The 24,086-nt window shown below is 72.1% G+C and carries 18 protein-coding genes; 12 read left to right on the top strand and 6 right to left on the bottom strand.

The genetic code is table 11. The annotated features are described in order from the left end of the window. The first annotated feature begins 18 nt into the window (after positions 1-18). From CLV28_RS11745 to CLV28_RS11730, 4 genes are all read left to right on the top strand, one after another. On the top strand, positions 19-1,593 hold the full coding sequence (locus CLV28_RS11745) for an ABC transporter permease (protein ID WP_100423530.1): 1,575 nt from the start codon (positions 19-21) through the stop codon (positions 1,591-1,593). Positions 1,594-1,673: 80 nt separating this feature from the next. Further along, positions 1,674-2,342 (top strand): ABC transporter ATP-binding protein, encoded by a 669-nt coding sequence (locus tag CLV28_RS11740; protein WP_100423727.1) that lies wholly within the window; start codon positions 1,674-1,676, stop codon positions 2,340-2,342. Positions 2,343-2,428: 86 nt separating this feature from the next. Next, positions 2,429-3,514, top strand: a complete 1,086-nt coding sequence (locus CLV28_RS11735; RefSeq protein WP_100423529.1) for a sulfite exporter TauE/SafE family protein — start codon at positions 2,429-2,431, stop codon at positions 3,512-3,514. A 92-nt stretch (positions 3,515-3,606) separates the two neighbouring features. After that, positions 3,607-3,801 carry a hypothetical protein gene (locus CLV28_RS11730; protein WP_100423528.1) on the top strand — a complete coding sequence of 65 codons (195 nt, stop codon included), beginning with the start codon at positions 3,607-3,609 and terminating at the stop codon, positions 3,799-3,801. A gap of 33 nt (positions 3,802-3,834) precedes the next feature. Here CLV28_RS11730 and CLV28_RS11725 read toward each other — a convergent pair whose 3' ends face one another. Next, complete coding sequence (locus CLV28_RS11725) at positions 3,835-4,284, bottom strand: FAD synthase family protein (protein WP_239073234.1); 450 nt, start codon at positions 4,282-4,284, stop codon at positions 3,835-3,837. 258 nt (positions 4,285-4,542) lie between these two features. On the opposite strand from CLV28_RS11725, the gene CLV28_RS11720 reads away from it, so the two are divergent. Beyond that, a complete protein-coding gene (locus CLV28_RS11720) occupies positions 4,543-5,112 on the top strand; it encodes an arsenate-mycothiol transferase ArsC (RefSeq protein WP_100423527.1) in 570 nt (189 codons plus the stop codon). Positions 5,113-5,131: 19 nt separating this feature from the next. Here the strand turns inward: CLV28_RS11720 and mfd are convergent, their stop codons facing one another. Both mfd and CLV28_RS11710 read right to left on the bottom strand, forming a co-directional pair. Then, positions 5,132-8,839 carry a transcription-repair coupling factor gene (gene mfd / locus CLV28_RS11715; protein ID WP_100423526.1) on the bottom strand — a complete coding sequence of 1,236 codons (3,708 nt, stop codon included), beginning with the start codon at positions 8,837-8,839 and terminating at the stop codon, positions 5,132-5,134. Between the two features lie 90 nt (positions 8,840-8,929). After that, on the bottom strand, positions 8,930-10,249 hold the full coding sequence (locus CLV28_RS11710; protein ID WP_100423525.1) for an MATE family efflux transporter: 1,320 nt from the start codon (positions 10,247-10,249) through the stop codon (positions 8,930-8,932). Positions 10,250-10,445: 196 nt separating this feature from the next. On the opposite strand from CLV28_RS11710, the gene CLV28_RS15570 reads away from it, so the two are divergent. Next, complete coding sequence (locus CLV28_RS15570) at positions 10,446-11,834, top strand: tyrosine-protein kinase domain-containing protein (protein ID WP_170062667.1); 1,389 nt, start codon at positions 10,446-10,448, stop codon at positions 11,832-11,834. A 10-nt stretch (positions 11,835-11,844) separates the two neighbouring features. Further along, positions 11,845-13,098 carry a hypothetical protein gene (locus CLV28_RS11695; RefSeq protein WP_100423524.1) on the top strand — a complete coding sequence of 418 codons (1,254 nt, stop codon included), beginning with the start codon at positions 11,845-11,847 and terminating at the stop codon, positions 13,096-13,098. Between the two features lie 31 nt (positions 13,099-13,129). Here CLV28_RS11695 and CLV28_RS11690 read toward each other — a convergent pair whose 3' ends face one another. The 3 genes from CLV28_RS11690 to CLV28_RS11680 all read right to left on the bottom strand — a co-directional run bounded on the left by CLV28_RS11690 (position 13,130) and on the right by CLV28_RS11680 (position 19,195). Continuing rightward, the gene (locus CLV28_RS11690) at positions 13,130-17,401 is read right to left on the bottom strand and encodes a LamG-like jellyroll fold domain-containing protein (RefSeq protein WP_157802626.1); all 4,272 of its coding nucleotides are present in this window, start codon (positions 17,399-17,401) and stop codon (positions 13,130-13,132) included. A gap of 119 nt (positions 17,402-17,520) precedes the next feature. Next, positions 17,521-18,246 carry a hypothetical protein gene (locus CLV28_RS11685; protein WP_157802625.1) on the bottom strand — a complete coding sequence of 242 codons (726 nt, stop codon included), beginning with the start codon at positions 18,244-18,246 and terminating at the stop codon, positions 17,521-17,523. Beyond that, on the bottom strand, positions 18,239-19,195 hold the full coding sequence (locus tag CLV28_RS11680) for a glycosyltransferase family 2 protein (RefSeq protein ID WP_100423521.1): 957 nt from the start codon (positions 19,193-19,195) through the stop codon (positions 18,239-18,241). The genes CLV28_RS11685 and CLV28_RS11680 overlap by 8 nt, the downstream gene beginning before the upstream one ends. 174 nt (positions 19,196-19,369) lie before the next feature. Between CLV28_RS11680 and CLV28_RS11675 the strand changes: the two genes are divergently transcribed. Genes CLV28_RS11675 through CLV28_RS11655 form a run of 5 tightly spaced genes read left to right on the top strand, consistent with a single transcriptional unit; the run spans position 19,370 to position 24,085 of the window. Next, positions 19,370-20,104, top strand: coding sequence for a CDP-alcohol phosphatidyltransferase family protein (locus CLV28_RS11675; RefSeq protein ID WP_100423520.1), 735 nt, complete (start codon positions 19,370-19,372; stop codon positions 20,102-20,104). After that, complete coding sequence (locus tag CLV28_RS16090) at positions 20,101-20,781, top strand: acyltransferase (protein ID WP_100423519.1); 681 nt, start codon at positions 20,101-20,103, stop codon at positions 20,779-20,781. Before CLV28_RS11675 ends, CLV28_RS16090 begins: the two co-directional genes overlap by 4 nt. Then, a complete protein-coding gene (locus CLV28_RS11665) occupies positions 20,778-21,815 on the top strand; it encodes a glycosyltransferase family protein (protein WP_100423518.1) in 1,038 nt (345 codons plus the stop codon). The genes CLV28_RS16090 and CLV28_RS11665 overlap by 4 nt, the downstream gene beginning before the upstream one ends. 16 nt (positions 21,816-21,831) lie before the next feature. Further along, complete coding sequence (locus CLV28_RS11660; protein WP_100423517.1) at positions 21,832-23,163, top strand: phenylacetate--CoA ligase family protein; 1,332 nt, start codon at positions 21,832-21,834, stop codon at positions 23,161-23,163. Further along, positions 23,141-24,085, top strand: a complete 945-nt coding sequence (locus CLV28_RS11655; protein WP_100423516.1) for a glycosyltransferase family 2 protein — start codon at positions 23,141-23,143, stop codon at positions 24,083-24,085. The genes CLV28_RS11660 and CLV28_RS11655 overlap by 23 nt, the downstream gene beginning before the upstream one ends. The last annotated feature ends 1 nt before the right edge of the window (position 24,086 follow it).

Genomic DNA, 24,086 nt, shown 5'->3' with positions numbered 1-24,086 from the left:
CGTCCCTACGTTCCCCTCATGTTCTTCACCTACCTCAGACGTGAGCTGAGCAACAGACGCAAGCAGTCGGTGATCATCGCGATCGGCATGGCCGTCGCGATCGCGCTGGTCATGATCGTCAACGCGGTCGCCGCGGGCGTGAGCGACGCCCAGGACGACGTGCTCGACTCCGTGTACGGGGTGGGCACCGACATCACGGTGACCCAGGCGGGCGAGCCGGGCGGGCGCGGTCCGGGCCGGTTCGACGTGGGCTCCGACGACGGCGAGGCCTCGGACGACGGCGGCTCGCGCAGCTTCGACCAGGACCAGCTCGCGGTCGCGCGCGGCACGGCGTCGTTCGACGCGTCCGCGCTCGACACGGTCGCCGGGATCGAGCACGTCGCGGGGACGACGGGCACGCTCGTGCTGTCGAACACGTCGTTCTCGGGCGAGGTGCCGGACTTCGGCCAGATGCAGGGCGGCCAGGGCGGCGGCCCCGGGGGCGGCGACGCGCAGTCCGCCCCGACCGGAGGGGCGGACGGCGCGGGCGGGTCCGCGTTCTCGATCGACGCGTTCACCGTGACCGGGGTCGACCCTGCGGCCGACGCCGTGGGGCCTCTCACCGCGGTCGAGGTGAGCGACGGTCGTGGCCTCGAGACCGCCGACAACACCTCGGGCGACGACGGCGCGGCCGGCACGGTCGCCGTGCTCGACTCCACGTACGCGGAGTCGGCGGACCTCGCGGTCGGCGACACGGTCACGGTCGGCGGGACGGACCTCGACGTCGTCGGCGTGGTGTCCTCGACCTCGGGCGAGGGCGTCTCGACGGGCTCCGACGTGTACGTGCCGCTCGCCCTGGCGCAGTCGCTCGCCGACCTCGACGGGCAGGTCTCGAACGTGTACGTGCAGGCCGACTCGTCGGAGCACGTCGACGCGATCTCGGACGCGATATCCGCGGCCCTGCCCGACGTGAGCGTCTCGACGCAGGCCGACCTCGCGTCGTCCGTCACCGGGTCGCTCTCGACCGCGTCCGACCTCGTCTCGACGCTCGGCCTGTGGCTCTCGGTCATCGTGCTCGCCGCCGCGTTCGGGATCGCGATCCTGTTCACCGTCTCGGGCGTGACCCGGCGCACGCGCGAGCTCGGCACCCTCAAGGCGATCGGCTGGCCGAACGGGAGGGTCGTCGGGCAGGTCGCGGGCGAGTCGCTCGTGCAGGGCCTGATCGGCGGCGTCGCGGGCCTCGCGCTCGGTCTCGTCGGCATCGGCGTGATCAACGCGCTCGGCATCACGCTCTCGGGCGCGACCGGCACGGGCGGGTTCACGTTCGGCGGGCCCGGTGGCTTCGGGGGTGCAGGTGGCGCGGGGGCGGACGCCGGAGCCGGCCCCGGCGCCGCGGGCGGCGGTCCCGGCGGTGGCGGGGGCGGCGGGCCGTTCGGCGGCGCCGCGGACGCCGCGCAGAGCGCGGTCGACGTCGCGCTGCACGCGCCGGTCAGCGTGACGGTGATCGTCGTCGCGATCGGTCTCGCAGTGCTCGGCGGGCTGCTCGCCGGCCTCGTCGGCGGCCGCCGGGCCGCACGCCTGCGCCCCGCCGAGGCGCTGCGGAGCGTCGCATGAGCGCCGCCGAGGTCGGCGTCGGGCCGACCGGACCCGCGACCGCGCCCACGGGTGCCCCCACCGAGACGAAGGACCGTGCCATGTACGAGATCTCGCAGCTGACCAAGACGTACACGCAGGGCAAGCGCACCGTGCACGCGCTCCAGGCCGTCGACCTCACGATCGGCACGGGCGAGCTCGTCTCGATCCAGGGCCCCACGGGCGGGGGCAAGTCGACCCTGCTGCAGATGCTGGGCGGGCTGGACCGGCCGACGTCCGGCAGCATCACGCTCGACGGCACGGACCTCGCGAGGGTCTCCGACTCCCGGCTCACCCGTGTGCGCGCCGAGACGATCGGCTTCGTGTTCCAGGGCTTCAACCTGATCCCCACGCTCACGGCACAGGAGAACGTCGAGACCGCGCTCGTGCCGGGCAAGGTCCCGGCGGCCGCGCGCGCCGCACGGGCGACCGCCGCGCTCGAGCAGGTCGGCCTCGGCGACCGGGGCGCTCACCTGCCCGTCGAGCTCTCGGGCGGCCAGCAGCAGCGCGTCGCCATCGCGCGGGCGCTCGTCAAGGCGCCGACCGTGCTGCTCGCCGACGAGCCGACCGGCAACCTCGACGAGCAGACGCGCGACGAGATCGTCGACCTGCTCGAGGGGCTGTGGAAGGAGCAGGGCCTGACGGTCGTCATGGTCACGCACGACTCGACCGTCGCGCGGCGCACCCAGCGGCGCCTGCGCATCGCGGGCGGCCGGCTCACCGAGATCTGACCCCCGCCCACCGGGACGACGCGTGACGTCGTCCCGGTGGGCGAACGCTCGGTCGCGATTCCCCACTTTCCGCGTAGGTTGGTGGGATGGACCTCGCCCTCGTGATCGCCGCGTTCGGCATCGGCATCATCGTCGGCCTCACCGGCATGGGTGGCGGCGCGCTCATGTCGCCCGTGCTCGTGCTGTTCTTCAACGTCCCGCCCCTGACCGCCGTCTCGAGCGACCTGCTCGCGAGCGCCGTCATGAAGCCCGTCGGGTCCGTCGTGCACCTGCGCCGCCGCACCGTCGACCTGCGCATCGTCGGGTGGCTCTGCATCGGCTCGGTGCCCACCGCGTTCGCCGGCGTGTTCGTCATGCGCGCGCTCGGCGACGGCGAGGCGCTCCAGCACGCCATCAAGACCGCGCTCGGCGTCGCGCTGCTCATCACCGTGGTCGGCCTCGTCGTCCGCGCCTACCTGAGCCTGCGCGAGCGCGCCCTCGTGCGCGACCACCCCGAGCTCGCCAAGCCCGCCCTGACCGGGCGTGTGCCGCTGCGCCCCCTGCCCACCGTCGTGCTCGGCGCGATCGGCGGCCTCATCGTCGGCATGACGTCGGTCGGCTCCGGCTCGATCATCATCATCGGCCTCATGGCCCTGTACCCCGCGCTCAAGGCCAAGCAGCTCGTCGGCACCGACCTCGTGCAGGCCGTCCCGCTCGTCGCCGCCGCCGCGCTCGGGCACGCGCTGTACGGCGACCTCGACATGGCCGTGACGCTGCCGCTGCTGATCGGCAGCGTCCCCGGGGCGTGGCTCGGCGCGCGGCTGTCCACCACGCTGCCCGGGTCGGTCGTGCGCCGGGCGCTCGCGGTCGTGCTGCTCGCCTCGGCGCTCAAGATGCTCGGAGCGGGCAACGTGCTCACGCTCTCGGCCGTCGTCGGTGCGCTCGTGCTCGGCCCGCTCGTGTGGATGCTCGTGCGCCGCGCGCACGGGTTCCCGGCCCGGCCCCGCCGGGTGCGCGGGACGACCGCGACGGGCGACGGGTCGGACGGACGGTCGGACGGCGGGACCGGGGCTGGTCCGGCGGGCGGCCCCGACGACGAGAGCACCGCGGGCGAGAGCACCGGCGTGAGCGCCGCTGCGCCCCCGCAGGGCGGCGAGGACGAACCCGCTGTCCAGGGACAGACCACCGCGTAGGTCACGGAGCGGAAGACTGTTAGCCTTCCGGCCATATTGACCCGCCGTGGTGCCGTACCACGGCCTGCTCGTGCACAAGGGGCGACGACGCCATGAACCACACCGCCACGCCGGACGACGACCTGCCCGAGGCCCTCGACCCCGACGTCCTCGCCCGCGTCATCGACGGGCTCGACGTCGCGCTCCCGATCACGTCCCCGACGCCGACCGTGCGCACCCCCGAGCCGCAGATGGTGCCGGCCTGGGCGCCCACGCTCGCGCCGCGCACGACCCGTCGCCGCGGCTGACCGACCGGTCCGCCCGCCGTCCCGGCACGGGCTCTACAGGCCGACGGACGCACCGCCCGCGCCCTGCGCGCCCTCGAGCAGCTCGAGCGCACGCCGCAGCGCCGTGCTCGACGTGTGCAGCGTGTACGGGAAGTACTCGACCTCGACGCCGACCTCCGCGAAGCGACGCTCGAGGTCGAGCCCCTGCGGGGTCCCCCGCCAGTCGTCGCCCTTGAAGAACACGTCGAACGGGCGCAGGCCCCACGTGACGAGCTTGTCGGGCTGCGTCTCGACGAACACCTCGTCGACGCCCGTGATGCTCGCGACGATCTCCGCGCGCTCCGCGACCGGAACGATCGGCCGGCGCCCCTTGGCGCGCTCGAGCATGTCGTCGTCCACGACCCCCGCGACCAGGTAGTCGCAGCGGGCACGCGCGTGCTGGAGGATGTTCAGGTGACCGACGTGGAAGAGGTCCCAGGCGCCCGGCGCGTAGCCGACGCGCACGCCGTCCGACGTCGTGCGGTGCTCACCCGTGCGGTACTCACCCGTGCGGTGCTCACCCATGCGCTGGCCTCCCATGCGCCCGCCTCCCCGATGCCGTCGGCGACGTCCTCCCCGACGAGTCCCACGGTAGGCCGCGAAGGTCCGCCGTGGACCGCCCGTACAGGGTGAAGCACGGGTGAATCCGCGGGCCACTATGCTCGTGCCGAGCGGCTCGCCGGGGCCGACGACAGCGCCGCCGTCCGCCGACCGAGAGGCACCATGAAGCCGTACATCCTCGCGGTCTGCACGGGGAACATCTGCCGGTCGCCCGCACTCGAGCGCATGCTCCGCCGCGACCTGGGCGACGCCGTCGCCGTCACCTCCGCCGGGACGTCCGCACGCGTCGGGGAGCACATCCACCCGCCGATCGCGGAGATCATGGTCGGGGACGGCCTCTCGCCCTCGCACTTCACCGCACGCGCGCTCACGGCCGCTGACGTCACCGACGCCGCGCTCGTGCTGACCGCGACCACCGAGCACCGCAGCGAGGTCGTGCGGCTCGTGCCGTCCGCCGTGCGCCGTACGTTCACGCTGCTCGAGCTCGCCCGCCTGGTCTCGACCGTGCCGGAGGAGGCTCTGCCGGACGCGACCACCGACCGGCTCGCGGCGATCGCGGCGCTCGCCAACGCCCAGCGCGGGCGTCACCTCGGGAGCTGGTCGCGCGACCTGGCCGACCCGTACGGCGCCCGACCGCGCAAGGTCGCGACGATCTACCGGGAGCTGAGCGCGGCCGAGGCAACGGTCGCGGCGGTGCTCGCGCAGCGCGGGCGGCACCTCACCGAGTCCTGAGACCCGAGCGGGGACCAGCTCAGCGACTGCCGACCTTCGCGGCCTCGCTCACGCTCCCGAGGATCACCGCGTCGATGAGTTGACGCGCCCACGCGAGGATCTCGGTGCCGCGCAGCGGACGCCCGCCGAGGCGTGCCGTCATCGGGAACGGCACGAGGAACGCGCGGACCGCGGGCTTGAGGATCGTGCCCGGGTACAGGCGCTTGAGCCGCAGCTCGGCCGACTCGGGCAGGTCGACCGGCGCGAACCGGACGTGCTTGCCCTGCGCGGTGACGTCGGCCAGGCCCGCGCTGCGGGCGTGGTTGCGGAAGTCCGCGACGTCGAACAGCGCGGCGACGACCTCGGGCACGGGGCCGTAGCGGTCGACGAGCTCGGCGCGCACCTCGGCCAGCGTCGCGGAGTCCTGCGCCGAGGCGATCTTGGTGTACGCCTCGAGCCGCAGGCGCTCGTGCGCGATGTAGCTCTCGGGGATGTGCGCGTCGACGGGCAGCTCGATCGTGAGCTCGGGCGCCTCCTCCTCGGCGTCGCCCTTGAACGACGCGACGGCCTCGCCGACCATGCGCACGTACAGGTCGAACCCGACGCCCGCGATGTGCCCGGACTGCTCGCCGCCCAGCAGGTTGCCGGCGCCACGGATCTCGAGGTCCTTCATCGCGATCTGCATGCCCGCCCCGAGGTCGGTGTGCGCGGCCATGGTCGCGAGGCGGTCGTGGGCCGTCTCGGTCATGGGCTTCTCGGGCGGGTACAGGAAGTACGCGTAGGCGCGCTCGCGCCCGCGACCCACGCGTCCGCGCAGCTGGTGCAGCTGCGACAGGCCGAGCATGTCGGCACGCTCGAGGATCAGCGTGTTCGCGTTGGAGATGTCGAGCCCGGTCTCGATGATCGTGGTGCAGACCAGGACGTCGAGCTCCTTCTCCCAGAACGCCCGGATGACCTGGTCGAGCTGGTGCTCGTTCATCTTGCCGTGCGCGACGCCGATCCTGGCCTCGGGAACGAGCTCGTTGAGCTTCGCGGCCGTGCGCTCGATCGACTCGACCTTGTTGTGGACGTAGAAGACCTGCCCCTCGCGCAGCAGCTCGCGGCGCAGGGCGGCCGCGATCTGCTTCTCCTCGTACGCCCCCACGTAGGTCAGCACCGGGTGCCGCTCCTCGGGCGGCGTCTGCAAGGTCGACATCTCCCGGATCCCGGTCACGGCCATCTCGAGCGTGCGCGGGATCGGGGTCGCGCTCATCGCGAGCACGTCGACGTTGGTGCGCAGCTGCTTGAGCGTCTCCTTGTGCTCGACGCCGAACCGCTGCTCCTCGTCGATGATCACGAGGCCGAGGTCCTTGAACTTGACCGACCCCGTGATGAGGCGGTGCGTGCCGATCACGACGTCGACCTTGCCCAGGCGCAGGTCCTCGATCGTCTCCTTCGACTCCTTCTCGGACTGGAAGCGCGAGAGCGAGCGCACCGTGACGGGGAACCCGGCGTACCGCTCCGAGAACGTGTCGTGGTGCTGCTGCACGAGCAGCGTCGTGGGCACGAGCACCGCGACCTGCTTGCCGTCCTGCACGGCCTTGAACGCGGCACGGATCGCGATCTCCGTCTTGCCGTAGCCGACGTCGCCGCACACGAGGCGGTCCATGGGGACCGTCTTCTCCATGTCGGCCTTGACCTCGTCGATCGTCGCGAGCTGGTCGGGCGTCTCGACGTACGCGAACGCGTCCTCGAGCTCGCGCTGCCACGGGGTGTCCGGCGCGAACGCGTGCCCCTGCGTCGCCATGCGCGCGCTGTACAGGCGGATCAGCTCGGACGCGATCTCCTTGACGTGCTTGCGCGCCCGCGACTTCGTCTTGGCCCAGTCGCCGCCGCCCATCTTGTTGAGCGTGGGCGACTCGCCACCCGTGTACTTGGTGACCTGGTCGAGCTGGTCGGTCGGCACGAACAGGCGGTCGCCCGGGTGGCCGCGCTTGCTGCTCGCGTACTCGATCACGAGGTACTCGCGCGTGGCCGCGTTCGCGCCCGCGCCGAACGAACGCTGCACCATCTCGACGAACCGGCCCACGCCGTGCTGCTCGTGCACCACGAAGTCGTACGGCTTGAGCGCGAGCGGGTCGACGACGTTGCGGCGCCGCGACGGCATCTTGCGCATGTCGCGCGTGCTCGAGCCCTGACGCCCGGTGAGGTCGCTCTCGGAGAACACCGCGAGGCGCAGGTCGGGCATCACGAAGCCCGGCCCGACGCGCGCGGGCGTCACGAGGACGACGCCGCCCTCGGGCTCCTCGCCCATCGCGGCCACGAGCCGCGCCGCGGTCTCGGCCGCCCCGAGCTGCTCGACCATGCGCTTGGCCGGGCCCGCGCCCTCGGTCGTGAGCACCAGGCGCCAGCCGTCGCGCTGGAGCGCGCGCACGTCGTCGATCGCGCGCTGGACGTCGCCCCGGTACGACTCGACCTCGCGCGCCCCGAGCGTGAAGGTCGGCCCGCCGTCCGCCGTCCCCGTGCCGGACGCCGCAGCCGGGCGCCCGCCGGACGTGCCGTCGCCCTGGCCCGCGTCGTCGAGGTCGCCCATGCCGAAGGCGCTCAAGGTCCACCAGCCGAGGCCGCGGCGCGCCGCGACCGCGCGGACGTCGTCGAACGTGTGGAACGACGCCGACGACAGGTCGATCGGCGTCGAGCCGCCCGCCGCCGCGCCCGTCCACGCCGCCGCGAGGAACTCCTCGGTCGTCGCGACCAGGTCGTGCGCACGGCGACGCACCCGCTCGGGCTCGTCGACCACCAGGAGCGCGTCGTCCGCGACCAGGTCGAGCACCGGGACCATGCGGTCCACGAGCACGGGCGCGAGCGACTCCATGCCCTCGACCGCGATCCCCGCGCCCAGCTTGTCGAGCATCTCGACCGCGCCCGGGAGCTGCTCCGCGAGCGCCGACGCACGGTCCCGCACCGCGTCCGTCAGCAGGATCTCGCGGCACGGCGGCGCCCACAGGCCGTGCTCGGCGACCTCGAGCGAGCGCTGGTCGGCCACCGAGAACCAGCGCACCTCGGAGACCTCGTCGCCCCAGAACTCGATGCGCAGCGGGTGGTCCTCGGTCGGCGGGAACACGTCGAGGATCCCGCCGCGCACCGCATACTCGCCGCGACGCTCGACCATGTCCACCCGGCTGTACGCCGCGGCCGTGAGCGCGTCAGCGACGTCCGACAGGTCGGCCGAGGCGCCCACGTGCAGCTCGACCGGCACGAGGTCGCCCAGGCCGTCGACCACGGGCTGCAGGAGCGCACGCACCGGCATGACGAGCACCCGGATCGGGCCGGCCTGCGTGTTGGTCGGGTCGAGGTCGGGGTGCGCGAGGCGGCGGAACACCGCGATGCGCTTGGCGACCGTGTCGGCGCGCGGGCTCAGCCGCTCGTGCGGCAGCGTCTCCCAGCTCGGCAGCACCGCGACGTCGTCGTAGCGCGAGTCCGGCAGGTACGCACGCACGTTCGCGGCGAGCTCGTCGGCCTCGCGGCCCGTGGCCGTGACCACCACAAGCGGGCGGCCACCCGCCGCGGGCCCCGCCCCCGCGGCGTCCGACACGGTGCCGCCCGTGCCACCGGACGTCGCCCGGGCCCCGGCCATGGCCGCCAGGAGCGGCGGGCGGACCCCGGCCGGGCCGACGACGTCGGCCGTGCCGCGCGCGACGACGTGCTCGACCGCGGCCGCGGCGGCGGGGTCGGCGAGGACGGCGGGCAGGAGGCCGGTGAGGTTCATCGAGGTCCTTCGACGGTGCGGGCGGGCAGCACGAGGGGCCCGATCCGAGATCGGACCGGGGAGATGCCGCGTCGAGCGGCTCGCTCCACCCTACGCCGACGCGCTCGTGCCGTCCGCGTCGCGAGCGCGGCGTCGCAGGTCGGCGCGGACCCACAGGCTGTTGGGCACGACCTGGAAGACGACGATCGCGATCACCGAGCCGAGCACCGGGCCGGCGGCGCCGAACGGGGCGATGAGGACCCACGACAGGGCGACGTTCGAGACCGTCATCAGGATGACCGGCACGACCTGGAACTTGAGGCCGCGCTCGTCGGTCATGTACATGCCCACGGGGTAGTTGAGGGCCTGGACCGCGACGAACGCGCAGTAGCCGAGGGCGAGCGCGGCGGGGACCTCGATCTCCCCGTGCGCGACGAACGACTCGAGCGCGGGCAGGACGAGCACGAGCGCGCCGGACAGGACGAGCGCGCCGACGAGGAACGCGAGCGCGGTCCGTGCCGGGCTGATCACGGTCCGGCTCGAGCGTGCCGCCGCGAAGTGGGGCCACAGGCTGACTCCTGCGGCGATGACGGTCTGCATGACGAGGCCGAAGACCTGCGTCGCGAACGAGTACTGGGCGAGCGCGTCACGGCTCGCGAGGTGCGACAGCAGGAGCCGGTCGCTCTGCAGGGCGATCGGCGTGGCGATCGACTGGACGAGCATCGGCCCGGCGACGTGCGCCACGCGAACCCCGGGGACGCGCCGCACGGCCGGGACGTCCCGGATCGCGCGCAGCACCTGGGGCGCGAGGAGCCGCGCGGCGACCACCAGCGTGATCAGCGACGCGAGTGAACCCGCGAGGTAGGCGACGAGCGCGACGGCGTCCCCCGTGGCGCCGAGCACGACGAGGCCGAGCACCCCGAGCAGGAACAGCGGGGAGACGAGACCCTGCAGCACGGTCTGCAGGGCCGTCCGGCGCACGCCGATCAGCACGCGGATGCCGATGCCGAGCGGCAGCGAGAGCCCGAACACCACGAGGCAGGACGCGGCGACCACGTCACCGCCGGCGGTGAGTCCGTCGCCCAGGAGGGTGGGCCACAGGCCCAGCAGCTGGATGCCGACCGCAGCGACCGCGACGACGACGCCCGAGACCGTGAGCACGCGCAGCGCGGTCGTCAGCGTCGCCAGGACCTGCTGCGACCGCCGCGGATCCTTCGCCTCGGCGATCGCGTTGATCACGACCGCGCCGATGCCGAGGTCTGCGAACGGGAGCAGGTTGCGCAGGCCGTTGAGCAGCCCGTACTGGGCGTACGCGTCGACACCGAAGTGCCCGATGATGAGCCGGCTGCTGAGGATGCCGAGCACGCCCGCGATCCCCATCACGAGCACCTTGGCACCGGCGGTGCCCGTGACCGAGCGCGCGACGCCCATCTCGACACCCCTTCCGGCGACTCGTGCCGGCGAGCCCGGCCGGACGATCGATCGTAGGCTCGAACAAGGAGCACGAACCCGGCGCGAGCGGGTGAAACCCGACGCGGTGCGCCGTCGAGCGGTCGGCGCCCCAGTAGCGTGGGTCCGACGATCGCCCACGGGGGTGATGGCGCCGACGAGGACGCGCAGGAGCCGAATGACGCTGAACGAGTACGCCGCGACGCTGGTCAAGCACTGGCTCGTGATCGCGCTGTGCATGCTCGCGGGTGGCGCGCTCGGCTACGCCTACGCCAAGTCCCAGGTCCCGATGTACCAGTCGAGCGCATCGGTCATGGTCGTGCCCGAGCAGGGCGAGAACACCTCCGAGCTCGTCCAGGGGTCGAACTACGTGCAGAACCTCGTCGCCTCGTACGCGGTGCTCGCCACGTCCCCCTACGTGCTCGGCCCCGTGATCGACGACCTCGGCCTCGACGACACGCCGACGTCGCTCGCGAACCGGGTCACGGTCGACACACCGCTCAACACCGTCGTCATCCAGATCTCGGCGCTCGACGCCGACCCGGACGTCGCCCGGGAGATCGCGGGCGCGACGGCCGCCCAGCTCGCGGTCGCCGTCCCCGAGCTCTCGCCCGAGCTCGCGGACGACTCGCCGGCCGTCCGCGTCACGACGATCGCCGAGGCGCGGCAACCCGTGAACCCTGTGTCTCCCAACACGCGCCTGCTCACCATGCTCGGCATCGTCGTCGGCGGTCTCGTCGGCGCCGCGTACGCCGTCGCCCGTCGGCTGCTCGCACGTCGGATCACGAACCGCACGACGATCGAGTCCGTCGCCGCCGCCCCGGTGCTCGGCGAGGTCGTCGTCGCCCCGAACGGCCGCACGCTCCCGCAGGAGCTCGCTGCCGCACCCGGGAGTCGGGCGTCGGAGTCGGTACGCACGCTGCTCGCCAACCTCCGCTTCGCAAACGTCGACAAGGACCATCGCGTCCTGCTCGTGACGTCGGGCGACGCCTCGGAGGGCAAGAGCTCGATCTCCGCGGCGCTGTCCATCGCGCTCGCCGAGGACGACAGCCGGGTGCTGCTGGTCGACGCCGACCTGCGACGTCCCTCGATCGACCGACTGACCGGCCTGGAAGGCTCCGTCGGGCTGACCAATCTGCTCGTCGGGGACGTCGAGCTCGGCGACGTCGTCCAGCACTGGGGCTCGACCAACCTGGACGTGCTGCCGACGGGCGCGCTCCCGCCGAACCCCGGCTCGCTCCTGGCGTCGACCAGGATGGCAGCGGTGATCGAGACGCTCCGCCGCTCCTACGACTACGTCATCATCGACTGCGCGCCCCTGCTCCCCCTCTCCGACCCGTTGTGGCTCACGCAGCGGGTCGACGGAGTCGTCGTGGTCGCACGCGAGGGACGCACCAAGATCGCACGGCTCCGACAGACGCTCGCCGACCTCGAGCGCAGCGGCTGCGACATCGTCGGCGTCGTGCTGAACGGCGCCCGGGCCCACGGGCGCAGCGAGTACTACGTGCGCCCGGCGCGCACGCCGTCGGACCGCAAGATGCGCCGGCCCACCGCGAAGACCGGATGAGGCGACCGTGATGGGCCAAGGTCCGCACACGGTCGCACCGCCGGCGGAACGACCCGCGACCGGCTCCCGGGTCACGAGCACGGTCGCCCAGCTCGTCTGCGTCGGCGTCGGCGCGTGGTTCCCGCTGGTCCAGGGCGTCACACCGGCGCTGCTGCTCGCCGTCCTGCTCCTCCCGGTCTGGATCGGCACGCTCTGGTCGTACCGGGCGGGCCGCTGGTTCCTCGGGCTCGGGGCCACGGCCATGGTCTCGGGCGTCGTCCTGACGTCGGCGGCGTCGATCGATCACGCCTCCTCCACCTCGACCATGCGTGGGAACCTCATCCTCCTGGCGACGCTCCTGGGCGGTGTCGGTCTGCTCGTCTGGGCGCGACGGGCCCTGTCCGCCCCGGTCATGGCGACCTGCTTCGGGATCGGCGCGGTCCTCGCTGCGCTCGTGCGCGACGGGGCCGAGAACCCGTGGAAGTACAACTACTCGGTCCCGGTCTCGATCCTCGTGCTCGCACTGTGCCTGTGGGCTCGCACCCGCCGGCCCGCGCTGATCGCGACCGGTGCGCTCGCGCTGGTCTCGGCGCTCAACGACTCCCGATCCGCCGCGTCGCTGATGCTGCTCGTGCTCGCCCTCGTGCTGTGGCAGGTCGTGCGCGACGGACTCCGCGCGCGCTCCGGCACCCTCGGCACCGTGGTCCAGCTCGCCGTGCTGGCCTGCGCGGTGTTCCTCGGCATGCAGACCCTCCTCCTGGACGGCTACCTCGGGGACGACGCACAGCTCCGGACCGAGGCGCAGGTCGAGGCGAGCGGCGGGATCTTCGCGGGCGGCCGCCCAGAGATGGGTGCGTCCGTCGCCCTGATCACGGCGAACCCGCTGGGAGTCGGAGCGGGGACCGTTCCCAACCTCGCAGACATCACCGTGGCGAAGTCCGGGATGGCCGCGCTCGACTACGACCCCAACAACGGGTACGTCGAGCGGTACCTGTTCGGATCCGGCTACGAGGTCCACTCAGTCGCCGGTGACCTCTGGCTGCGCTTCGGGATCGCCGGGATCGCCCTCGGCCTGCTCTGCGTGGGAGTCGTCCTGCACCGACTGACCCGTTCCCTCTCACGCAACGAGGCCCCGGCCCTCCTGATCTACCTCGCGGTCACGATCGTCTGGGACTTCCTTTTCAGCCCCCTCTTCTGGGCTTCTGTCACGCCGTTGATGCTCGGCGTCGCCCTCGCGCTCACCGGCGCCCACGGACGTCAGAACGCCCGGGGGGAGAACACCTGACGGTGTCCACCCCCCGGGCGTCCTCTCGCGGCTACTGCGGCGCGCTCACCCGGAAGGTGTCGAACGCGATCCGGGTCGTCGGGTTGGTCGACGCCGAGCTCACCGCGACGAGCAGGCTCGTGGTCCCGTTCGCCTGCAGCGCGGCCGTCACGTCGGACGCCGAGGTCTGCCACGACGCGGGCTCCGTCGTGCCCTGTGCCCAGACCTTCGCCGCGAGCGTCGTGGGACTCGTTCCCGCGACCGAGAGTCGAGCGTTCAGCACGGTGCCCGTCGCGTAGTTGTCCGGCAGGAGCTGGCTGGCGAGCAGGGTCTGCCCTCGCAGGAGGTAGAGGCGCACCTTGCCGTCGGGCTCGAGCCGCACACGCAGCGCGTAGTTGTCGGAGCCGACCTGCCGCCCGACCAGGTTGACGCTCACCGTGCCGCCCTGGGACGCGACGTCGGACGAGAACGACGTGTCGACCACGGCAGCGTTGGTGGTGACTGCCGCCAGCCGTGCCTCGCGGGTCCACGTCGGGGCGAGCGCCATCACGCCCGAACCACCTCCGACCGAGAAGGCAGGCGCCCCACCGAGGACGGTCCACGAACCGCCGACCTGCGCGGTGCCCCAGCTGCTCGTCAGCGTCCGGTCGAAGTCGTCGAGCGCGAGGACGTTCGCCGCCGGCGGCGCCGTGGCGGCCACCTCCCGGCTGGTGCTGGTCGACGCACCGTCGACGTCCTTCACCGTGAGCGTGACCACGTAGGTCCCGGCGGCGGCGTAGGTGTGGCTGGCCGTCACACCGCTGGCCGTCGCCCCGTCGCCGAAGGCCCACGCGTAGGTGAGGCCCGACCCGTCAGGGTCCGTCGACGCGGACGCGTCGACGCTCACGACGAGGTGATCCGGCGTGGCGGAGAACGCTGCGACCGGGGCGACGTTCGGCGCGACGACGCTCACGTCGTGGCTCACGGAGGACGTCGCACCGTCGTCGTCGACCACGGTCAGCGTGATCGTGTACGTCCCCGCGGCCGTGTAGGTGTGGGACGCCGTCGCGCCGGACCCGCCCGACCCGTCACCGAAGTCCCAGGCGTAGCCGTCGACCGTGCCGTCGGAGTCCGCGCTCGCCCCGGCGTCGACGTCGACCTCGAGGTGGTCCTTGGTGGCGCTGAACGCCGCCGTCGGCGCCTGGTTCGGCGCCTCGCCACGCCCGAGAGCGGCGTGGTCGGCGACCTGCGCGGCCGTCAGGATCGTGGGGTACACCGCGACCTCGTCGAGCGTGCCCGCCCAGTAGTTGTCGCCCTCCCAGCCTCGGTCGCCGCCGATGCGCCAGTACCCCGTGGACGCCTCGGCGGCCGACTTGTCGTTCGACCCCTGGAGCGCACCGTCGACGTAGAGGGCCATGCCGCTCGGTCCTTGCGTGGCCACCACGTGGTGCCAGGCGCCGTCGTTCATCGGCGAGCTCGTCGCGAGCACCTGCTCCTGGCCCGCATACGTCCCGAACTTCAGGATGCCGCCCGTGGTCATGTACAGGTGCCGGTCGTAGCTCGAGCTCAACGACGACCTGCTGCTGCCGAACCCGACAAGCTTGCCGCCCCGCGTCGACGTCGACTTGAACCACGTCTCGAGCGAGTACACGCTCGGCGCGGTCGTGGCGGACGCCGTCGCCGCCCAGGCGCCCTGCGTCTGGTTGTTCGGGGCGAATCGCACGGACTTGCCGTTGGCGCCGCTCAGGGCACCCGCCTGCCCCTTGACGACGTTGCCGAAGTAGGTCCCGTCGTTGTCGTCGGGTCCGCTGTCGGACGCCGTCGAGCCCGAGGTGTCGTCGAGCCGCCAGTACAGGGACGGGTCCAGCCCGAACACGGCCTGCCCGTAGGCGTCGCTCGGCGGCTGCACGAGACGGGAGGTGCGACCCGACGCGGTCCAGTGGGCGTCGACCGCCGTGCGGTCGAGAGCCTTGTCGTACACCGCGACGTTCGCGATGGTGCCGTTGAGGAAGTTCGAGCTGCCCGCGTCAGGCCAGCTCGACTGGTTGTCGCCTCCCACGCGCCAGTAGCCGTTGTACGCCTGCGCCGACGTCGTGTCCGTGCGCGTGCCGACCCTGACGCCGTCGACGTAGAACGACATCCCGGTGGCGTCGAGCGTGCCGACGACCTGGTGCCACGCGCCGTCGTTGTATCCCGTGCCGGACGAGATCGTCCGGACCGCACCCGGGTACACGCCGAACGTCAGACGTCCGTCGTTGCTCATGTAGATGTGACGGTCGTAGCTGCTGGAAGTACCGGTCTGCGAGCTGCCGAAGCCGACGATCTTCCCACCCCTCGACGACGTCGAGCGGAACCAGGCCTCGACGCTGAACGTCTGCGGACCCAGCACCGCGCTCGCGGTCGAGCCTCCGCTCGAGGAACCCGAGAAGGTCGTGGCCTTGGCAGAGGCCGGGACGTCCTTGCCCGTGGCCCCGCGGGTCGCGCCGGTCAGTGCAAGGTCGTCCGCGGCAGCCCAGTCGTACGCGGAGCTCCCGCTCGACTCGCCGAGCGGCCAGTAGTTGCTGGGTGCGCTACCCAGGACGGCCGTGTCGTACGCGGTCGTCGACCCTGCCGAGGCGACGGTCACGGAGGTCCAGTCGGAGACGGTCGAGTTGCCGTCCGGATCCGCCACCCGCACCCGGTAGTCGTACGACGTGCCTGCCGTGAGGCCCGTGTCGGAGAACGCCATCGTCGGACGCACCCAGTAGGTGGACCGCGACGTGGTCGAGTACACCGGGCTGGAGACGCCGCGACGGTAGAGCTCGTACGTCAGCTCGGGGCTGTCCGCGTCGTAGTTCGCCTTCCAGGACACGCGCGCCTGGCCCGATGCGACCGATCGGGTCGAGATCGTGTAGGTGCCGCCCTGGAGGGTCGGGCCGACCTTGGCCGCCACGTCACCACGCTTGGCGAAGCGGACGAGCCCTTGCTGCTTGACGCCCGACACGCTCGTGAACTCGCCGCCGTAGACGACGTACTTGTCGTTGCCCGTGATGTCCCAGCCTGCCTGGTCGACACCGGACACGGACCCCGTGCCCCAGATCGGGTACCACGGCAGCAGCGCGCCGGCGGGCTTGCCGGTGAAGCTGCGGTATCCGTACGGGTCAGGGGTGATCGTGCGGTCCGAGGGCTGCTTCGAGAACGCGAGCGAGTGGTTCACGGTCCACGGGTCGGTCTGGGGAAACTCACCGATGTTTCCGCAGTAGTGCGTGTGGCTCGCCGTGTAGACCGCACCGGCGGAGGGGTACACCGAGTACGTGTCGCCGTGGCAGTCCTCCATCCACACGAGCGTGCCGTCGCTCCACGAGGCGCGGAAGATGCCCTCGAAGTCGTCGTCGGTCTTGCTCCCGCCAAAGTCGTAGCCGCTGCCGTAGATGCTGTCGCCGTCCGAGGCGAGCGAGTAGATCGCCGAGTTGGTGCCGGCGTTGCGGATCGTCGCGTTGACGGCCCACGGCAGCAGAGCGCCGGACGTCGCGTCCAGCGCCGCCATGCCTCGGCCGGGGTTCGTCGAACCGTTGGTGCTCGTGAACGACCCCGCGACGACGACCTTGGTGCCGTCCGGCGACACCTCGATGGCCCGCCCGCCGTAGCCGCCGTCGAGAACGGGAGCGAACGGCAGCAGCGATCCGTCGGCTGCGCTCAGCGCCGCGACCTTCGACCGCGTCGTGTTGTTGACGTTGGTGAACTCGCCCGTGATGTACACGGTCGAGTTCGTCGCCTTGATGTCGATCACCGTCGTGTTGGTGCCGGGACGCCAGTTCGCGACGAGCTGCCCCGTGGCCGTGTCGAAGGCCGCGAGGCGATACCTCGCCTGGCCCGCGATCTGCGTGAACGCACCGGCGACGTAGAGCCGCGTGCCGTCGGGCGAGACCGCCATGGCGAGCACGCGGCCGTTGGCACCGGGGTTCCAGGACGCGTCGAGCGCTCCGGTCTCGAGGTTGTACCGCATGAGGTTGGCGCGGGGGGTCTCGTTGCTCCCGGCGGGCGAGCCCGCGGGCCTCGCGGACGTGAAGCTCCCGCCGGCGTACGCCGTCGATCCCGCGATCGCCTGCGCCCACACGATCCCGTTGATCTGTGCGGTCGGCAGCGGGTCGGCGGTGACCGACGAGGTGTCGGGCGCCGGTGCGGCCGCCACCACCGTAGCGGCGGGTGCGGGCGCGGCGTCGGCGCTAGCGGCGCCGACGACCGTGGCACCCGTGCCGAGTCCGAGCGCGAGCGCGAGCGCCGCTGCAAGGACGGCGCGGCGCGTCCCGGTCCTGCTCTCGCGGGCCAGGGGGGTCGTGCCAGAAGAAGGAAGTCGAATCGCCACAGGGCACTCTCCCCATTGAGACCTGAGGGCTCAGGTCGGCCAACGAATGAGACTCACCCTAGTTCCGTGCCTGCTCTTGAAAAGGATGAAGTTGGCCTGAGAGCGGGCGAAAACACAGATCACCCGCTGATCGACAGGTCCCCACGGAACGCGACCGTCGGCGTACCCGTCCGGTAGTCCACGGTGACGGTCACGTCGCCCCGCTGCTCCTCGGGGATGTCGAACAACACGACCGCACTCCCCGACTCTCCCGGTGCCACGACGCCCTCGAACGGAACGCCGCCAGGCTTCGTGAGGGTGCCTGCCGGCGCCCTGTCAGGACCCACGTAGGCGTTCACGACCGCACCAGAGAGGTCGAGGTCCTCGTCGCTGCCGTTCGTCACCTCGACCGTGAGGCGGACCGCGGGGCCCGAGATCTCCCCCGGCGCCACGGCCTCGCCGTCGACCGCCTCGACCTTCGTCAACGCCGCGGTGACGCCGTCCTCCCCGGTCGCGGTGTCGGTCGGCTCCACGGGATCGAGCTCCTGCGCGACGGGTGCGTCGGAGGCAGGACCCGCCGCGGCGTCCGAGGTCGGCTCCGCCGACGGTCCCACGCTGTCGTCGGACTCGTCGGCGCTGCTCTCGGTGGCCGCCGACGCGCCGTCGCTCGCCGCCGACGTCGGCACGCCGACGGTCGTCCCGCCGCTCGGACCGTCCGCCGGTGCGTCGTCGTCCCCGCCACCGAAGATCCAGACCGCGAGCAGCACCAGGACGACGACGGCGGCGAGTGCCGCAACGACCAGGACCATCCTCTGACGGCGCGAACTGCTGCCCTCGTCGGTGCCGTCGGGGCTCGAGTCAGCCATGCGTCTTCTCCTCGTCAGATGGTGTTGTGACCCGCGTCGGCAACGGAGCGAGGGTACGCGCGGCACGTCGACCGTCCCGCAGCCCCCGCGCGGCGGCACGCAGCGGACCCAGGGGCCGCAGGAACTGCCGCCTGCCTCCACGCAGCAGGATCGCGCGCGCCTGGGCGAGCGAGGTCCTGCGCCATGCGCGGACTCCTGCCGCGTCCAGGTGCCGCGCAGCGAAGACCATGCGGTTGCGGATGTTGAAGTAGTAGTACGTCCCGGACTTCGCCTCCGCGCGCGCCTGGCCGTCGCGATGCGTCCCGCCCTCGTCGTGCACCGCGACCGCGTCGTCGACCACGGCGACCCGGATCCCGAGTCGTCGGGCCCTGACCGAGAGGTCCACGTCCTCCCAGTACAGGAAGTACGCGTCGTCGAACCCTCCGACGAGCTGCCACGCCTCGGCGGTGATCCAGAGGCATGCGCCGCTCAGCCACGGCTCGTAGGGCCGCGGAGCCAGCTCGTCCCTGCGTCGCGGGCCGTGGATGGACCCATCGTCGAGGTAGACGTCGAGTCCGGAGAACCAGACCCGACCGTCCGAGGTCTTGACCACGGGAGAGAGCATCACGAGCCGGTCATCGGCCGCCTGCGCCGCCAGGCGCTCGACCGACCTCCCGTCGATCCACGCGTCCGGGTTGACGACGAGCAGATCCGTCGCACCCGCGGCGAGCGCGACCGCGGCTCCCCGGTTGACCCCGCCCCCGAACCCCAGGTTCTCGTCCGGGGCGACCAGGGTCCACCCCTCGTCCTCCGCGACGGCGCGGACGTCGTGCCGCTCGGCGTCGTCGGAGAAGTTGTCCACCACCACGACGTGCGTCGGCCGCGCCTCCTGCACGACACGGACGAGGTTCGTCGTCAGCAGGTGCGTCGAACCGAAGTTCACGACGACGACGGCCAGGGAGCCGACCATTGCGCTCTCCCCTCCGCGGTGCCGATGCGCTCCGCCGAGCATCCCGCATGTCGAGGGGCAGGTACACCGTGCCGACCCACTTTCACCCGGGCCGTCCGGGGGCATTTGGGCAGGTGGTCGATACGATCCTTGGGTTCGGGCGCGACCTCGCCACAGCGCAGCGACGGGAAGAGGATGTCAGCGTTCACCACCGCGATGACCGAACTTCGTGACGCGCAGAAGTCGTCGAGCGGGGCACCCGCATACTCCCGCTTCGTCAACCGGCCCCTCGGGCGACCGCTCGCGGCGGGCGCGGCCGTGCTGGGGATGACTCCCACGCAGGTCACCCTCGTGAGTGCCCTCTTCACGTTCGCGGGCATCCTCACGATCGCGGTGCACGAACCCACCCTGGTGTCCTCCCTCGTCGTGACGCTGCTCCTCGTCCTGGGCTACGCGCTCGACTCCGCCGACGGACAGCTCGCGCGGCTCACGGGCACGGGCAGCCTCGCGGGCGAGTGGCTCGACCACTTCTTCGACGCCCTCAAGGCCGCGGCGATCCACGCGGCCGTCCTCGTCTCGTGGTTCCGGTTCACCGACCTCGACGACGCATGGCTCCTCGTACCGATCGTCTTCGGCATCGTCGCGAGCGGCTTCTTCTTCGGAGTGGTCGGTGCCGACCTCCTGCGGCGACTGGCGGGCCCGGCGACCGACACCGGACCGTCGCGCCGGGGCCGGGAGTCGGCGCTCTACTCGCTCGCCGTCGTGCCCGCGGACTACGGGTTCCTCTGCATCAGCTTCGTCCTTGCATCGTTCACCCCCATCTTTGTCCTGCTCTACACGCTTCTCGCAGCGGTCAACCTCCTGCTCCTCGCCGTGTCGGCGCGGCGCTGGTACCGGGCCTTGGTGCGGGCGCGAGGAGGTCCCCGGTGACGCGGTACGGCGGGGCCGCCTCACCCACCCAGGCGCGGCGTGCCGAGATGGGTCTTCTGGCGCGGGCTGGTGAGATGTACGCGCGCGGACTGCTGCGCAAGCCGCTCTTCGGCACCTCTGGCGGCCCCCTGTTCATCGGGCGCGGCACGCGGCTGACGTCGCTCGCGGACGTCCACCACGCGGGTCGGCTCGTGATCGAGGACGGCGCAGAGGTCCAAGGCCTCGCGACCGGCGGTCTCCGGTTCGGCCAGGACGTCTCCATCGGGCAGAGGGCAGCGATCCGCCCCTCGAGCTACTACGGCGGGGAGATCGGCGAAGGTCTCGCCGTCGGCGACCGGTCGAGCTTTGCCACGGGCTGCTTCGTCGGCTGCTCCGGAACGATCACGATCGGCTCCGACGTGATGGTCGGCCCTGGGGCCATGCTCTTCTCCGAGAACCACCGGTTCGACGACCTCGCCGCTCCGATCAAGTCGCAGGGCGTCGAGCGAGGGCGTCTGGTCGTCGAGGACGACTGCTGGATCGGAGCCCGCGCAATGCTGCTCTCGGGAGTCACGGTGGGACGCGGATCGGTCGTCGCCGCCGGCAGCGTGGTGACGGCGGACGTTCCTCCGCACTCCGTGGTCGCTGGGGTTCCTGCCCGAGTCGTTCGTGACCGCGCGCCCAGGAGCGCACGATGAAGCCGATCCGCGTCGTCCAGTCGTTCCGCGCGCCCAGGCCCACGACGAATCCCTACATCACCCAGCTCGATCGTGAGCTGGGTCGCACGCCAGGGATCGACTACCACCGCTTCAGCTGGGGAAGAGCACTGCTCGGCGCCTACGACGTCTTCCACTGGCACTGGCCCGAAGGCAAGTTGCAGGGTTCGACGTGGTGGAAGACCGCGGGCAAGCACGTCCTCGTCGCCATGCTCTGGGCACGCCACCGGGTCACACGCGTCGCGGTCGTGCGGACTGTCCACAACGTCGAGCTCCCCGACGTCGCCCCGCTGACCCGCCGAGTGCTGGTCGCGATCGACCGTTCGACGTCCTATCGCATCACGCTGAACCGGACGACGGAGCTCGGGCCGGACCAGCCGCACACGCTGATCCTGCACGGCCACTACCGCGACTGGTTCGCGCCGGTCCCACGTGAGGCGCGAGTGCCGGGGAGACTCGGCTACTTCGGAGGCATCCGCCGCTACAAGAGCGTCGCGACCCTCATCGCCGCCTACCGCGCCGCGGTCGAGAACGGCGCGGAGATCTCGCTGCGGATCGGCGGACGCCCGAGCACCGCAGAGCTCGCCGACGACCTGCGCAGGGAGACCGCCGATCTCCCCGACGTGTCCATGCACCTGTCGTTCCTCTCCGACGAGGAGCTGGTGGCGCTCGCCACGAGCTCGGAGCTCGTCGTCCTCGCGTACCGGTTCATGCACAACTCAGGGAGCGTGCTCGCCGCGCTCTCCCTCGGGCGCCCGGTCCTGGTGCCGCGCAACCCGCCCAACGAGGCGCTCGCCGCGGAGGTGGGACCGGTCTGGGTCCAGATGTTCGAGGGCCAGCTCGACGCCGGCCAGCTGCTCGCCGCGCTCGACGCCGTGCGAACGCTCGGCGCTGACGACGAGCCCGACCTCTCGCTGCGGACGTGGGAGTCTGCGGGTCCGAGCCACGCCGAGGCGTACCGGCGGGCCGTCGAGATCCGCCGACCTGGACGTCGTGCAGCATCCGCGAGTTCGTGATGAGAGGGAATCACCGATGATGCGCAGGGCAGCCTTCCGGCTCAAGACCCGGCTCGTGGGACGCGACAGCGAGCGTGCGCTGCGCGAGTTTCGCGCAGCCGACGCCGCCGGGCCGGACGAGCTCGAGCGCCTCACCACCGCGCGGTCGGCGCGCGCCGCCCAGTTCGCCATGCAGCACAGCCGCTTCTACCGCGAGTTCTACTCGGACGCCGGATTCACCTTGGCCGACCTCGACGACCCGGCCGCGTTCACCGAGCTCCCGCTGCTGGACAAGGCGCTCGTCCGCGACAACTTCGAGACGCTCAGGAGCGACGAGGCGACGGCGAGGACCAGCGCGGTGTCTCGCACGGGAGGAAGCACCGGTCTCCCGCTGCACGTCCTGCGGGACCTTCGCTTCCCCGCACGCGCCCTCGAGTGGCGGCTGTTCGACTGGTGGGGAATCGAGCCGTGGGACGACCGCGGGATCGTGACCCGCCACATGCTCACAGGCCGCAAGCGCCTCCTCCACGACCTCCAGTGGCTCCCGTCCCGACGTGTCCAGCTCGACGCGTTCCACATCTCCGACGAGACGACGCGCGAGTTCGTCGACGCATGGAACCGTCTGAGGCCGCCGTTCCTCCTCGGCTACGGCGGGGCCGTGCTCGACGTCGCCCGACGGTCGCAGCGTCTCGGTCTGACCATCGCGCCGCCGCGCGCGGTCGCCGTGACGGCCGCCCCGCTGGCGCCCGGCGTCCGCGCGGAGATCGAGGCCGCGTTCGGCGCGCCCTGCTACGACCACTATCGCAGCGCCGAGGTCCCCTGGATCGCCGGCGAGTGTGCCGAACGCACCGGCCTGCACGTGTTCTCGGACGTGCGACGGGTCGAGATCCTCGCCCCGGACCTCCGTGCGGTGCCCGCCGGGACCGAGGGCGACGTCGTCGTCTCCGACCTCACCAACCGGGTGTTCCCGGTCTTGCGGTACCGGCTGGGAGACATCAGCAGCATCCTGCCCGGGACCTGCAGGTGCGGCCGGCCACTCCCCCGGCTCGGCGTCGTGGCCGGGCGGAGCTCGGACGCCGTGCGGCTCCCCGACGGGTCCACGATCGCCGGTGCGCTCGGCCACATCTTCGACCACGCCCCGCTGTCGGTGCGGCAGTTCGAGATCGTCCAGGCCCACGACTACTCGATCGTCCTGCGGTGCGTCCCTGCCGACGGCGCGAGCGCCTCCGAGTCGATCTCACGGGCCGAGGCGACCCTCCGACGTGCCACTCGCGACCTCGTCCCGGTCACGCTCGAGCTCGTCGACGACATCCCTGCGACCGGAGGAAAGATGAGGTTCATCCGCAGTGACGCCCCGGTCCCTCGCTGAGCGGCACGTCGTCGTCGGCATCCCGACGTTCCGTCGCCCCGATCGGCTCGCGCGCCTGCTGGCCGCGCTCGGACCACGTCTCGCCGAGATCCCTGCGTCGTACAGACCGGCGGTGATCGTCGTGGACAACGACCCGAACGGCTCGGCCCTCGCCACGGTCGATGCCGCCACCGTGCCTTCCCTCCGATACGTGCGCGAACCCGTCCCGGGGATCGCCGCAGCCCGGAACCGCCTGCTCGACGAGGCCGGCGACGGTGCTCTCGTCGCATTCATCGACGACGACGAGCTCCCGCGCGAGGGCTGGCTCACGACGCTGCTCGGCGTCTGGGAGGAGAGCCGCCCCGCAGCAGTCATGGGCCGCGTGATCTCCGTCTTCGACGAGGACGTCGACCCGTGGGTGCTCGCGACCGGCGCGTTCACCCGACGGCCACGGACCACAGGGCTCGAGATCCCTGTGGCCGCGGCCGGGAACCTTCTCGTCGACACCGTGCAGACGGCGGACCTTGACGTGCGCTTCGACGCCGGCCTGGGACTTGCAGGCGGTGAGGACACGCTGTTCAGCCGCACCCTCGTCTCGCGCGGGGGTCGCATCGTCTGGTGCAACGAGTCGGAGACCGAGGACTTCGTGCCCGCAGAGCGCACCACCCGCACCTGGACGATGCGGCGTGCTTTCAACGGTGGCAACTCCGCCGTCCGGGTCGAGCTCGCCCTCAGCACGTCGCGCACGGCGCGCGCGCAGATCCGCGTCACGGGCGTGCTCGGCGGCGCGGCGCGCGTGGTCGCCGGGGTGGGGCGCCACGTCTACGGACGTCTCCGGAACGACCTCACGTCCGACGCTCGCGGCCTGCGGACCGTCCACCGCGGATTCGGGATGATGAGTGCGTCGTTCGGCCACGTGCACGCGGAGTACGCGCGCAGCTGAC

It is taken from the genome of Sediminihabitans luteus (assembly GCF_002797595.1).
Classification (GTDB): Bacteria; Actinomycetota; Actinomycetes; order Actinomycetales; family Cellulomonadaceae; genus Paraoerskovia; species Paraoerskovia lutea.
Note: the sequence above shows the minus strand (reverse complement) of the source record. Positions and strands in the feature narration are given on the sequence as shown.

Bases quoted from the DNA above. Each gene is read 5' to 3' on its own strand.
- CLV28_RS11745 (WP_100423530.1), top strand. From the start codon at position 19: ATGTTCTTCACCTACCTCAGACGTGAGCTGAGCAACAGACGCAAGCAG.
- CLV28_RS11740 (WP_100423727.1), top strand. From the start codon at position 1,674: ATGTACGAGATCTCGCAGCTGACCAAGACGTACACGCAGGGCAAGCGC.
- CLV28_RS11735 (WP_100423529.1), top strand. From the start codon at position 2,429: ATGGACCTCGCCCTCGTGATCGCCGCGTTCGGCATCGGCATCATCGTC.
- CLV28_RS11730 (WP_100423528.1), top strand. From the start codon at position 3,607: ATGAACCACACCGCCACGCCGGACGACGACCTGCCCGAGGCCCTCGAC.
- CLV28_RS11720 (WP_100423527.1), top strand. From the start codon at position 4,543: ATGAAGCCGTACATCCTCGCGGTCTGCACGGGGAACATCTGCCGGTCG.
- mfd (WP_100423526.1), bottom strand. From the start codon at position 8,839: ATGAACCTCACCGGCCTCCTGCCCGCCGTCCTCGCCGACCCCGCCGCC.
- CLV28_RS11710 (WP_100423525.1), bottom strand. From the start codon at position 10,249: ATGGGCGTCGCGCGCTCGGTCACGGGCACCGCCGGTGCCAAGGTGCTC.
- CLV28_RS15570 (WP_170062667.1), top strand. From the start codon at position 10,446: ATGACGCTGAACGAGTACGCCGCGACGCTGGTCAAGCACTGGCTCGTG.
- CLV28_RS11695 (WP_100423524.1), top strand. From the start codon at position 11,845: ATGGGCCAAGGTCCGCACACGGTCGCACCGCCGGCGGAACGACCCGCG.
- CLV28_RS11685 (WP_157802625.1), bottom strand. From the start codon at position 18,246: ATGGCTGACTCGAGCCCCGACGGCACCGACGAGGGCAGCAGTTCGCGC.
- CLV28_RS11680 (WP_100423521.1), bottom strand. From the start codon at position 19,195: ATGGTCGGCTCCCTGGCCGTCGTCGTCGTGAACTTCGGTTCGACGCAC.
- CLV28_RS11675 (WP_100423520.1), top strand. From the start codon at position 19,370: ATGTCAGCGTTCACCACCGCGATGACCGAACTTCGTGACGCGCAGAAG.
- CLV28_RS11665 (WP_100423518.1), top strand. From the start codon at position 20,778: ATGAAGCCGATCCGCGTCGTCCAGTCGTTCCGCGCGCCCAGGCCCACG.
- CLV28_RS11660 (WP_100423517.1), top strand. From the start codon at position 21,832: ATGATGCGCAGGGCAGCCTTCCGGCTCAAGACCCGGCTCGTGGGACGC.